We start from the raw sequence: 13,399 nt of genomic DNA, 5'->3' as shown, positions 1-13,399 counted from the left end.
GCTTTTGCTCCAAATAAAGGTACTCTCGATTTATTAAAAACGGATAAAGCGGCAGAAATGGTTAAAGCTTTGGCCGATAATAATGATATTGTAATTGTTTCTTTTCATGGTGGAGCCGAAGGAAAAGACTATCAGCACTTAACAAAAGAAACCGAAGAATTCTATGGTGAAAACAGAGGTAATATTTACGAATTTGCACATAAAATGATAGATGCCGGTGCAGATGTAATTTTCGGTCACGGTCCACACGTAACGCGCGCAATGGAAATCTACAAAAATCGGTTTATAGCTTATAGCCTCGGAAATTTTAGCACTTATGCTCGCTTTAATCTGAGCGGACCTAATGGAATTGCACCTTTGGTGCAATTAGTTACCAACGAAAAAGGAGAATTCTTACGCGGGAAAATTATCTCTGTTTATCAAGCCGGTGAAGGGGGAACACATATCGATCCACACAAAAGAGTGATTGATGTAATTAATAAATTAAACAAAAGCGACCTACCGGAAAACATATTGAAGATATCAGAAAATGGTGATTTTTAAAGCTATGCTTATAAATAAAAATCTCTCTACTTTATGCAAAGCAGAGAGATTTACAATATAAATTACGGATTTGATTAATCCGTTAGAAGCATTGCTTTTGTTGAACTGTTTCCATTGCTAGTGATGCGATAATAATAAACGCCTGCTTTTAGTCCATTTGCATCAAAATTAAATTGATGATTTCCGGCAGTTAAATTCCCTTTAAAAAGGCTCTCCACTTTCTGTCCCAAACTATTATAAACCGACAATTCTACATCAGACTGCTCTACCAACTGTAGAGAGATTGTTGTTTGTGAGCTAAAAGGGTTTGGATAATTAGAAACCATAAAGTTAGTATTATCGACTATCAATTCAGTTATGCCTGTAGTTTCCTGCTTAATCTTCACATTATCAATACCAACCATATCACCATCATTGCCAACATATTGCCATGCAAGCATAACATTAGAGTTATTGGCATAAGTACTTAAATCGATATCAATTTTTCTCCATCCCCAAGCTTCACCATCATTATCAGCTTCCCATATTTGTGACCAATCCGATCCTCCATTAATGGATATGTATAATTTTATGGTTGCATATGAAAGCCAGTTTGTACCGTATCCAGCATAAAACCCCAAAGATAAAATTCCATCGGGCAAAGCAAAGGCAGGCGATTTAAGCCACTCATCCTGATCTTCGGCAACCCAAGGGCATAATGCCGAATAAACATTTGTCGCATCAATAGCAGTAAAAGGATTATCCGTAGGATTTCCTTGAAACCAAGTATTGCTTGTATTTGTTATAGTCTGTGTCCAACCCGTAGGTAGGAATACGGAACCATCGAAGTTTTCAGCTAAGATTGTTTCTTTATCTTCAGTAATTATTAACTCAAAGTGCTGACTACCCGTAAAACTTGCATTTGTTGCTCGTACTGCATCAACAATAACCGTTTCATCACCTTCGTCACTTATTCCATCTACTATTCCACTTACCGTTATTTTAGCAGTCGACTCACCGGCTGGAATAACTATTTGAGGTGCATATTGAAATTTTTGAATACGTTGATTATCCCTATCGGCCACATAAATATTTCCACCCAAATCAACGAAAACACCATGTGCAGTTGTTATTTGATTGGGATCTGATCCTTCACCATTTCCTCCGGCAACAGTAATCCCTTCTGATGCTCCGGCAATCCATTTTTGTATTCTATGATTATAAAAATCTGCCACATAAATATTGTCTTCTAAATCTACAAAAACATCTAATGGGTTATCAAGCTGATTGGCAGCTGATCCACCAACATTTTCTCCGGCAACAGTAATCCCTTCTGATGCTCCGGGGGGCCACTTTTGCACACGATTATTATTATAATCCGCCACATAAATATTTCCATCAAGATCAACAAATAATCCGGCCGGATCTAATTGGTTAGCTGCCGATCCATAGTCATTTCCTCCGGCAACAGTAGTCCCTTCTGTAGCTCCGGGAGTCCATTTCTGCACACGATGATTTCCAGCATCTGCCACATAAACATTTCCATCTAAATCAACAAAGACACCAAAAGGAAGATACAATTGGTTAGCAGCCGAACCACCTCCATTTCCTCCGGCAACAACAACTCCTTCAGTAGCTCCGGGTGCCCACTTAGAAACACGATGATTTCCTCTTTCTGACACGTAAATATTTCCATCTAAATCAACAAAAATACCGCGAGGACCATCCACCTGATTTAATGCTCCTCCATAATCTCCATTACCACCAGCAACAATAACTCCTTCAGTAGCTCCTGGTGCCCACTTGGAAACACGATCTCCATCGTGTTCCGCTATATACATATTCCCATCTAAATCAACAAAAATACCTGATGGTTGCCCTAATTGATTAAGATCACTTCCGTAGCCATTTCCACCCGCAACAGTACTTCCTGTTCCTTTGCTAAGGAAATAATTAACATAGTCTATGTTATTTTTTGCCGTACCGCTAAAATCAAAATCTACAACAACATCTTTATCTGTAACGGCATCTATATTTGCAATAACATCTATACTCTCACTCTCCGTCATACTACTTTTGGAAACGGTAACAGACACATTTGTTTGTGAAAACACAGCGACTGAGAATAATAACGTTAAACTTAAGAGGATTTTTTTCATTTTTAATCTATTTTAATTATCCATTTATACTAAAGAACAGCATTTTTCCTGTATCAGGCCCTATAAAGACACAATATTTTTGATTATCTCTCCACACTATATTTGAATATTTGAGACTCCAAATTACTAAGGCCTGAAACAGCATTGCCAGCAGCCACAGCTTCAGCTACACTATTCATATATTCTTTTCCCGATTTTCCTTCTCCACTCTCTTTGGCTTTATTCATATCGTAATCTTTCTCAAGATATACAGTACATACCATTGTTAACGGATTCCCTGAAGTAATTTCGCTGAAATTAACTTCTTGTCCTGATGCATCCTGCACTTTAAAGTCAGGCCACTTTTCCCCATACATATTATGCAATGTTGGCTGTTTTCCTTTTTTTACTTTTTTATTCTTAACTTTTCCTGTGGTTTTACCTTTCTTTACAAAGTCTTTAGCAAAAGCTCCTAACTTTTTAGTATCGTAAGGTGCACCATCGGTAACAACTGTTTTCCTTTTGCCACTGAGTAAGAAAGCCCAATCGTCAAGTTTTCTGTCATCATCTCCAAATTTACCCCATAACTTTCCGCTGAATACACCTTTCTTATCAAAAAGGTAAACGTCTCTGGTGCCAATTGCTAAGTTTATAATCTCTGCAGGAGTACCGGTGTACTCATCAGAAGCTTCAGCCGAGCTTTGTCCACTAAAACCAGTCAAAGAACCAAAAGCTTTTTTTCCAGAACTTTGCGATTTTGCTTTTTCGCTTTTAACCAATTCAAGTTCTGGAGTATAATAGAATGATAAATCGGGATATTTACTCTCATCAAAAGTAGGATTCTTCTCTCCAAGAAACAAAATAATAACTTTTGGCTGGTATTTAGCCACTTGTCCAAACGATGCTCCGGCAACTGCCATCAACATAATCATTAAAAAAATAGATACTTTTTTCATTTTTAAACGGTTTTAATAAATACTGTTATTTTAAATTTTGATATTTTTCTTTACTAGGTGTTCGCCCCGGATACAAAGCTCCACATTTTGTACAATAGTTTCCATATGGTGTTGTAATTACTTCACCACAATTGGGACATTTATCAATTAACTTATCGCCACAATAAGGGCAATATTCTATCGATTCTTTTTCATTACAGAAATAATGACATCCGGTACATATTTTAAAATGATGTTTTATATTTCCCATTTCTTTATTCTTTCGCTGTCTATTTACAAGAAAGATGCCGAATTTCGGAATCCCTTGCTAATTAGATATTTTTGCTTATTTTTGGAACAAAGAATCTACATTAATGTAGACAGCAAGCACCACACTGTGGACATACAAAGCCACAATTATTTTTTTGGATTTATGAAGCGGATACTAAAGCTGTTTTTACTTTTTTTCTTACTATCAAATACCCTTTCTGTAAATGCCAAGCAAAGGCTAAGAACAATTAGCTCTCCTAAAAAAATTTCTAAAATTATTGGGGGTAATTCGCTTGCAGATTATTGGCTTATGGATAAGGACAAAAACATTCTTCATTTTCAAAATGATCGATGGATTTCGTACCCAATAAAGCGTCTTGTTTCAGGCTTTGAAATCCGAAAGATACTTCCCATTTATGTGGAAAAAGACAGGATTATAATATTGTCGACTGATATAGGTTGGGAAACCCATATCAGCGAAATAAATAATGGTAAAATTATACACTACACTTATATAGCACCATATCCACTCCTACAGCTTACAAAAATATCAGATGCATTATACATATCAGGCAATTTTGGTTTACTTATTAAACTCGAAAATAATCAATGCCATAGATTGTCCTCACCCATTCAGTCGCATATCAATGTCACTGAATTAGATCCCGAAGGGATTTTGTGGATAGGAACAGATGGCGAAGGGCTCTACTCTTGGGATGGAACAAAATTTACAAGCTATACTAATGGTAATAATAAAGACATTAATAATAGCATTATTACCGATATCAAATATTCTGATAACTATTTGTTCTTTCGTACCATAAACGGAGAAATCTACAGGCTTTTCAATAAAAAGATAGAACGTGTAAATATAAATAAGTCCCCATTCCCAATAGAAGTGCCATTAGTTAGTAATGGTCATTATAACATCTTTTCTAAAGATGGAAAAACACTTTCATTCCCAACTGCATATAAAATTAAATCCTATCAAGAGCTTGACGATGGACAATTCTTATTACTTACACAAAATCTCGACTTGCTGTACAACCAAGAATATTCCGGAAATTTCTTTTTGAATTACGCCTCAATATTTGGAATTGAAGGACCTGAATTTACTTTCAACGGTTTTCAATTTTCTTCTATTCATTATGAAAACCAATTGTATAATAAAATAATACCAAGTATTATTCTCTCAGATTTCAATAAAGATGATTTCTCGGATATATTATTATTCAATATTTCAGACTACCGACATCCCTACCTTTATCTTAACAATACACGGAATTATTTTACCAATTTTACCGATCCCCTGGGGCTTAATCAACTCTCATTTAATGGATTTTACAGCTACGCCTTTGACTTAAATGGAGATGAAAAGCCGGAGATTATCAGTTCCAATTATAAAAATGGAAACTATGAAGTAAATATTTATACAAAAACAGCAGAACAATATCAACTCTCCTTTTCATTTCAAGTTCCAAAAAAATATGCAAACAGACCTCAACAGCAAGTATGCATTTCAGATATCGACACTGATGGAGATCCTGACTTAGCCTTGGTTTTTGGCTATAGTCAATCCGGAAAGGGGAATATTTTATTTTTAATCAATAATGGTTATGGTAAATTTAAACCTATCGAAAATTCTAACACAGATTTATTTAAGGGTTGGAACACCAAAACAATATTTGCCGATTTTAATAACGATGGTTTGGATGATATGTATGTAGTCCGCAATTGGAATTTTAATGTTATTAATTTTAAAACTAAAGAAAGAGGTTGGAGACAATCTGAATTGAATACTAACATTCTACAACATCAGCAAAGAAAAGGAGAAGCAATAGTTTTTGATTTTGATAATGATGGCGATTTAGATATTTTTTCACTCGGCGAAAGTCCGCTTATCAGGGTATTAGAAAATGATGGGCATGGAAATTTTATTAATATCACAAAGAAAATTGGTTTAGATAATCTAAATACAGGCAAAATAGGAGAAACAATTAATTCCGGAGATTTTGACAATAACGGATACATCGATCTATTTATAAGTATTTCATCTGAAGGAAAACTAACAAACTATATTTATTTAAATGATTCTGCCCGAATTTTTGTAGATGAATCTGAAAAACTTGGAATAAGCGATAGTAAGCTCAAGTTTGCAGCCATAGGCGATATTGATAAGGATGGAGACTTAGACATCTACGGTTTTAAAAAAGGACGCAATGTGCTTTGGAGGAACAATTTGAATAACAATAATTTTCTTCGTATTAAGTTAAGCGGAATAAAATCAAACAGCCAAGGATTAGGAGCTAAAATTTGGATTTATGAAAATAAGCATCTAAACGATTCTAATTATTTAGTAGGATACCGGCAAATAGGTAGTCAACTTACAGGACTAAATTATCAAAATGAAAATATAGCACACTTTGGTTTAAACTCTGAAAAAAAATATGATATTCTAATAAAATTCAAAGCGGGAAGAACAATATCCTTAAAATCCATCTCATCAGGGAAAACCCTTCATATTACGGAAGCGAAAGCTCCCTTATCTTGGTGGTATACTTGGGATAATTATGCATACATATTGCTAAATAACAAAGTGTTCCTATCCTATCTGTTTACTGCTCTTATCGGATTTCTAATAATATTATTTACCATCCTTATTGGCAGGAAGAGATTCAATTGGGATATTTCTTTAACAAGTAGTGTACTTGCAGTTAACACAATCCTATTTATCATCCTCTTAAGTGCGCTAACAACATCTAAACCATTTATAAAATATTACATTCCTATAGGAATTATTTTTTTCAGTTCAGCAGGCTCACTTGTTTTTTTCTATTTGATAAAAAGTTCACACAATCTGAAGAGCAAAACAGAGAAAGAGCTGGAATTATTTCAATCATTATTAAACTTTACTCACGGGGCTTGGGCATTGAGCAACTTAAATAGTTTACAGCTTTATTTCGAAAACTTATCTCTTGAGGATATGAGCAATGAAGAATATTATTTACCTTTTTTGGAAAGAAAAAAAACTTTTACCGAATTAACAATCCCCATCTTAAATCAAATTATATCTCTGAATAAGAGTCTTAAATACAACCAAACCTTAACCCGTGATCTTGAAAATTATAAATATCAAATATTACACATTGTAAATCAAGACTTTGGTCTAATAAATTCTGTTAGCAAAGACAAAATATATTTAGCCATAATTAAACTAAGAGATGCACTCTCTAAGCTTAAGCATGATGTATTTGCATCACATTCATGTATTCCGAAAAAAATAACAGAAAACCTTCTTAATGAGCTTAAACCCACACTCTCAAAAGAAAATATCAAAATAAATATCATTAGTTTTTTATCAGAAGAAGATAACGTTTTAATAGATTCTCAGGAACTAACCAGTATAATAGATAATTGCGTACAAAATTCTGTAAAAGCAATGCGCCATACTAAAGATAAACAGTTAAGCATAAAATTATTGAAAAGCGATCCTCGAGTTTTTATTGAAATTATCGACAATGGCTGTGGAGTTCCAAATGAGAAGTTTAATGTGATATTCGAAAATGGATACTCAACAAATAACAGTACCGGCTACGGCCTCTTTTATTGTAAAGAAACACTTTCAAAATATGGAGGGAGAATAACACTAAAAGAAAGTGTTCCCAACAGAAAGACAAGATTTACTATTGAATTACAAAACGGATATAAAAATTAAATTTGAGACTTTTCTGATTGAACGGTTAAAAATAGAAAGTATTGAGCTATGAAAAAATTGATTTTAATTATAGATGATGATCAGAATTACACATCCGACTTAAAATTATTATTAAAGAAAGATTTTGATACAATTTCAGCCGACACTGTTGGACAAGGAATATTTCTCCTAAATAAACATTCACCCAATTTGGTGCTTCTGGATCTTATGCTTAAAGACGGCGAAAGTGGATTATCTGCAATTGATATTATTAAAATGGAAGACAAACACATTCCCATAATAATGATAACAGACTATAGCTCCATTGATACCGCCATTAAAGCCATAAAAAAAGGTGCTTTTGACTATATTTCTAAAACCACCAAAATAGCTGAATTAAAATTACAAATTAATAAAGCACTCGAACATCGTCTTTTATTACTCCAAACAGAATCTTTAAAAGAAGATATAGAACAACCCTATAAAAAATTAATCGGAGAAACTCCGATAATGCAAAAATTAAATGAGCAAATAAAACTCTTTTCAAACAACAATAGCACCCTATTAATTTATGGCGAAAGTGGTACAGGAAAAGAGTTGGTTACCCGACAAATTCACCAAATCAGTGAGAGATCAGAAAAACCCTTTGTAGCTGTAAATTGTGCTGCTATTCCAAAAGACCTTTTATCTAGTGAACTTTTCGGACATGAAAAAGGAGCTTTTACCGGAGCAGACTATAGAAAACCGGGACGATTTGAATTGGCAGGCGATGGAACTCTCTTTCTTGATGAGATAGGAGAACTAGATCAGAACTCTCAAGTAGCTCTTTTACGTGTTCTTCAAGAAAAAGAATTTCATAGGGTTGGAGGAATTAATCCTATAAAAACAAATGCAAGAGTAATTGTTGCAACCAACAGAAAACTAGAGACTTTGGTTAAAAAGGGTCTTTTTAGGGAAGACTTATATTATCGGCTCGATATATTACGAATTGATGTTCCACCTCTAAGAGAAAGAAAAAAAGATATTCCTCTGCTTGTCCAACATTTTAAAAAAATAGCCTGTCAGGAAGCAAAAGTTCCTTTAAAGAATATGGCTGAAGAATCATTACAATTACTGATGGAATACGACTGGCCGGGAAATGTTCGCGAATTGTATAATTTCATTATGCGTGCTGTTGTGCTTTCCCAAAACAGTAATGAAATATCTTTAAATATACCTGACAGACAAAAGTTGGGAGAACTATATTATTATGAACCGGAGAAAGAAATAAAATCTTGGGAAGAATTAATTGAAGCACGAAAAAAAGCTGCCGACAAAGCCGCGCGTCAAGTTGAAAAATATTATCTCGAAAAAATATTAAAGAAAAATGATAACAATATCACTAAATGCGCAAAAGATCTTGGCATTGACAGAACAACTCTACACAAAACAATAAAAAGGGTAAAAGAGGATGAAAATAATTAGTTAATTTTAGATTCTCTTTATCCATCAGCATAAGTGTCCCTAACATCCAAAAAAATACAGTTTCATTTCAAAGATTTACTATAAGATTCTTAAAAAATGTTAGACGGCAAAATTTGCCTGCATAAACCCAATAAAATCCCTAAATTTGTCGGCATTGAAGATATAAAAATTCATGAGTATTATTCAAACTGCCGAACGTCATTCTGCCAAACTGCCTTCTGATAATGTAATGCATCAGCGTCATATGATTGCATATTTTGAAGCAGCCAAACGCATATCCGGTCAGATACTGGAAATAGGTTCAGGCGAAGGTTATGGTATAGAATATCTATCGCCAAAAGCAGAAATATATACTGCTGTTGATAAGTTTCCATCAAAATATAATTTATCGAAAGAGGATAAAAAGAAAGTCCATTTTCACCAAATGTCTGTTCCTCCGCTCAAAAATATCGCGGCTAACACCTTCGATTTTGTAGTAAGTTTTCAAGTTATTGAACATATAAAAGACGATAATTTTTTCATTAGAGAAATTTACCGTGTTTTAAAACCGGGCGGAAAACTAATATTAACAACGCCAAATCGTAAAATGTCATTAACACGTAATCCTTGGCATATACGCGAATATATTTCAAAAGAACTACAATATCTCACATCAACGGTATTTGATACGATTGATATAAAAGGTATTTTTGGAAGCGAAAAGGTGATGAAGTATTATCAGGCAAATAAAGAAAGTGTTGCTCGTATTACTCGCTTCGACATTCTTAATCTGCAATACAGATTACCTCGACAGCTTTTACAAATCCCTTACGATATCTTAAACAGGATTAATAGAAACAAATTACACAAAACAAACACAAATACCGTTAACCATATACAATTAAACGATTTTTATTTAGGCGATTCAACAGAAGGTTGTTTTGATTTTTTTGTTATTGCCGAAAAGAAAAAAGGATAAGAATTTAAGAAATACACTATGTATAAAAAAGTAAATAATATTATTGGATGGATAATTTTTGCAATTGCATCGTTAGTCTATCTCTTAACTGTCGAGCCAAGTGCCAGCTGGTGGGATGTTGGAGAATATGTAGCAACATCGTATAAGCTGCAAGTAGGACATCCTCCGGGAGCTCCACTATTTCAATTGCTGGGTCGCTTTTTTAGTTTGTTTGCTTTTGGCAACACTAAAAATGTTGCCCTGATGATAAATTCTATGTCTGCCCTATCGAGTAGTTTTACTATTTTATTTCTTTTCTGGACGATAACACGTTTAGCCAAAAGATTAGTTCCTAATCCCGAAAGTAAGCAAGCATTATATCCTATTATGGCAAGCGGTATAGTGGGTGCTTTAGCTTATACTTTTACCGATTCATTTTGGTTCTCTGCTGTTGAAGGCGAGGTATACGCTATGTCGTCTTTATTCACCGCAGTTGTATTTTGGGCTATTCTAAAATGGGAAGAAGTAGCCGACAGTAAGTATTCTTATCGCTGGCTTATTCTTATCGCTTTTTTAATGGGCTTATCCATTGGAGTTCACCTGCTTAACTTATTGGCTATACCGGCAATAACCTATGTTGTTTACTTTAAGAAATTTAAGAAAACAAATTTAAAAGGCTTTGTTTTGGCAGGTCTGATTTCGCTTTTTGTATTGTCGTTTATTATGTATTTTATTATTCCAATGACAATAAAATTAGCCGGTAGTTTTGAACTGTTTTTTGTAAACACTATTGGATTACCTTTTAATTCAGGAAGTTTTATTTTCTTTATTATAGTCATAGCTTTAATCGTTTGGGCTATTCGTTATACTCATAAGAAGAAACAATTAATAGCACATATAGCCATTTTAAGTGTCACCTTTATTCTTATCGGATATTCTTCGTTTTTTATGATTGTTATTAGAGCTAATGCCAATCCTCCTATCAACGAAAACGATCCAAAAGATGCTATCGGAATGCTCTCTTATTTATTGCGCGAACAATACGGTAGCTGGCCACTGCTTTACGGTCAGTATTATAATGCCGATATAACTTCTTGGAACGATAAATCACCAACTTATATACAAGATAAAGCATCGGGGAAATACATTATGACGGATACGGGAGAGGGGTCAGAACCTGTATTCGATCCTAAATTGTCGGGATTGTTTCCACGAATGTGGAGCAACCAAAAACCCGAACACATAAAGATATATGAAAACTACAAAACTTCGCGAGGCATTCCCGTAAAAACCATAGATAGAGAAGGAAACGACAAGATTGTATATAAACCTACTTTTGGCGATAACCTTCGTTTCTTTTTTGGATATCAAATCGGACATATGTATTTCCGCTATTTTATGTGGAATTTTGTAGGACGACAAAATGATGTTGAATCACAACCTAATATCCGTAACGGAAACTGGCTCAGCGGCATAAATTTTATCGATTCTGCGCGCTTGGGAAACCAAGATAAACTTCCTATACAAAGTAATAATGTTGCCAATAATAAATTTTATTTCTTACCATTTATTCTTGGTCTTATCGGATTAATATTTCAGCTTAACCGAAACAATAAAGATTTCTGGGTTGTGCTACTTTTATTTATTATGACAGGTATAGCAATTATCGTCTATCTTAACTTTACACCTTACCAACCACGTGAGAGGGATTATGCCTATGCCGGTTCTTTCTACGCTTTTGCTATTTGGATAGGCTTAGGTTTACTTCCGCTAATTAACTTTTTAAATAAAAAACTCGGCTTAAAAGTTTCGACAGTAATAATTGGTTTACTTACACTTATTTTAGTTCCCGGAATAATGGCCAGCGAAGGCTGGGACGACCATAACAGATCGGGCAGAACAACACCAAGAGATTTTGCATATAACTATTTATCATCTTGCGAACCCAATGCAATTTTATTTGTTAATGGCGATAATGATACCTTCCCTTTGTGGTATATTCAAGAAGTAGAAGGATACCGTACCGACGTTAGAGTGGTTAACTATATGCTTTCGTCGGGGTCTTGGTATGTTCATCAATTAGGTCGTAAAATATACGATTCGGAGAAAATACCCTTAAGTTTACCTCCCGAAAAATATAATAAGGGAATAAACGATTTAATTCCTATTTACGATAGAATTGAAGGAACTCCTGAACTAAAAGATGTTATAGCTTTTGTTAAAAGCGATCATCCTTCGTCAAAAGTTCAAATGGCAAGTGGAACAAGCATAAACTTTGTACCAACACATAATGTTAAGCTCACTCTTAATAAAGCAAAACTAATTAGCAACGGAACAGTACCAAAAGATAAATTAGACCAAATTCCCGATAGTTTAAGTTGGAGAATTGGCAGAAGTGCTTTGTATAAAAATGATTTGATGTTATTGGATCTTATTTCTACCAACAATTGGGATCGTCCTATTTATTTTGCTAATCCATCGAGTATCAGAAAAGTTTTAGGATTAGATGAATATATGCATCTTGAGGGTTTTGTTTATCGATTACGACCATATAAAGCCGAAGGCTATATTAAAAATATGGGAGGCGTTAATCCTGAAAAATCTTTCGAGCTTTTAGTAAATACAGCTAAATACGGTAATCTTGAAAAAGATAATGTGAGTGTTGACCGCGAGAGCTATCGCAATGCAGGAATTCCAAAAAATAACTTATTAAGAGTTTCTGAAACATTCTTAGATCGTGCGGATATTCTTGCTTTGGAAGATTCTGTAAAACATGCTTCTCAGATTAAAGAATATACCAAAAAGGCAGTGCAAGCCTTAGACACTTATGTACATTATTTCCCAAATAATAAGATTCATTGGGATATGTATATGCTACCATATGCAGAGAGCTATATGCGTGCCGGCGAAATGGAAAAAGCTAAGGTTGTAATTAATGCTTTATATGATTATTATACTTCCGATCTTGATTTCATTAATTCTCAACGTCCTATTTTTAAAGAATTGCTGATTAACGATCAGCAAACGGCATTGGGAGTTTTACAACGCTTAGGACAATCAACTGAAGAGTATGGTTTAAAAGAATTAAGCACAAAAATTGATAGTACATTTACTAGTCAAATTGAGTTTTACTAGAAAAAAACGAATGCATACTTTTATTGCATATCACTAAACTGTGGCTGCCTGCGTCTTTGCGTAATATATTTTCTCGCGAAGTCGCCAAGCCGCTAAGGTGTTATTTGTGTTTTATTTCTTCTTTACCATCTCTCTTTTTTCTCTGCGCCTCTGCGTCTTTGCGTAATATATTTTCTCGCGAAGTCGCCAAGTCGCTAAGGTGTTATTTGTGTTTTATTTCTTCTTTACCATCTCTCTTTTTTCTCTGCGCCTCTGCGTCTTTGCGTAATATATTTTCTCGCGAAGTCGCCAAGTCGCTAAGGTG

8 protein-coding genes are annotated in these 13,399 nt (G+C 34.3%); 5 read left to right on the top strand and 3 right to left on the bottom strand.

Features of this window, described 5'->3' with window-relative positions:
* Positions 1–543, top strand: a 543-nt coding sequence (locus J7K39_10185) for a CapA family protein (protein ID MCD6180257.1), incomplete at its 5' end; no start/stop codon positions are given.
* A gap of 74 nt (positions 544–617) precedes the next feature.
* Here the strand turns inward: J7K39_10185 and J7K39_10180 are convergent.
* From J7K39_10180 to J7K39_10170, 3 genes are all read right to left on the bottom strand, one after another.
* Positions 618–2,681, bottom strand: a complete 2,064-nt coding sequence (locus J7K39_10180) for a T9SS type A sorting domain-containing protein (GenBank protein ID MCD6180256.1) — start codon at positions 2,679–2,681, stop codon at positions 618–620.
* Between the two features lie 83 nt (positions 2,682–2,764).
* A complete protein-coding gene (locus J7K39_10175) occupies positions 2,765–3,616 on the bottom strand; it encodes a hypothetical protein (protein ID MCD6180255.1) in 852 nt (283 codons plus the stop codon).
* A 25-nt stretch (positions 3,617–3,641) separates the two neighbouring features.
* On the bottom strand, positions 3,642–3,866 hold the full coding sequence (locus tag J7K39_10170; protein ID MCD6180254.1) for a hypothetical protein: 225 nt from the start codon (positions 3,864–3,866) through the stop codon (positions 3,642–3,644).
* Positions 3,867–4,028: 162 nt separating this feature from the next.
* Between J7K39_10170 and J7K39_10165 the strand changes: the two genes are divergently transcribed.
* The 4 genes from J7K39_10165 to J7K39_10150 all read left to right on the top strand — a co-directional run bounded on the left by J7K39_10165 (position 4,029) and on the right by J7K39_10150 (position 13,095).
* Positions 4,029–7,580, top strand: a complete 3,552-nt coding sequence (locus J7K39_10165; protein MCD6180253.1) for a VCBS repeat-containing protein — start codon at positions 4,029–4,031, stop codon at positions 7,578–7,580.
* Between the two features lie 48 nt (positions 7,581–7,628).
* Complete coding sequence (locus J7K39_10160) at positions 7,629–9,023, top strand: sigma-54-dependent Fis family transcriptional regulator (GenBank protein ID MCD6180252.1); 1,395 nt, start codon at positions 7,629–7,631, stop codon at positions 9,021–9,023.
* 172 nt (positions 9,024–9,195) lie between these two features.
* A complete protein-coding gene (locus J7K39_10155; protein MCD6180251.1) occupies positions 9,196–9,981 on the top strand; it encodes a class I SAM-dependent methyltransferase in 786 nt (261 codons plus the stop codon).
* Between the two features lie 18 nt (positions 9,982–9,999).
* Positions 10,000–13,095 (top strand): DUF2723 domain-containing protein, encoded by a 3,096-nt coding sequence (locus J7K39_10150; GenBank protein MCD6180250.1) that lies wholly within the window; start codon positions 10,000–10,002, stop codon positions 13,093–13,095.
* Positions 13,096–13,399: the final 304 nt, after the last annotated feature.

Source organism: Bacteroidales bacterium (genome assembly GCA_021157585.1).
In the GTDB taxonomy this organism is placed as follows: domain Bacteria; phylum Bacteroidota; class Bacteroidia; order Bacteroidales; family UBA12170; genus UBA12170.
Note: the sequence above shows the minus strand (reverse complement) of the source record. Positions and strands in the feature narration are given on the sequence as shown.

What these genes read in the sequence shown, in the direction of transcription:
- J7K39_10150 (MCD6180250.1), top strand. Translation starts at nt 10,000, where the DNA reads ATGTATAAAAAAGTAAATAATATTATTGGATGGATAATTTTTGCAATT.
- J7K39_10175 (MCD6180255.1), bottom strand. Translation starts at nt 3,616, where the DNA reads ATGAAAAAAGTATCTATTTTTTTAATGATTATGTTGATGGCAGTTGCC.
- J7K39_10170 (MCD6180254.1), bottom strand. Translation starts at nt 3,866, where the DNA reads ATGGGAAATATAAAACATCATTTTAAAATATGTACCGGATGTCATTAT.
- J7K39_10165 (MCD6180253.1), top strand. Translation starts at nt 4,029, where the DNA reads ATGAAGCGGATACTAAAGCTGTTTTTACTTTTTTTCTTACTATCAAAT.
- J7K39_10155 (MCD6180251.1), top strand. Translation starts at nt 9,196, where the DNA reads ATGAGTATTATTCAAACTGCCGAACGTCATTCTGCCAAACTGCCTTCT.
- J7K39_10180 (MCD6180256.1), bottom strand. Translation starts at nt 2,681, where the DNA reads ATGAAAAAAATCCTCTTAAGTTTAACGTTATTATTCTCAGTCGCTGTG.
- J7K39_10160 (MCD6180252.1), top strand. Translation starts at nt 7,629, where the DNA reads ATGAAAAAATTGATTTTAATTATAGATGATGATCAGAATTACACATCC.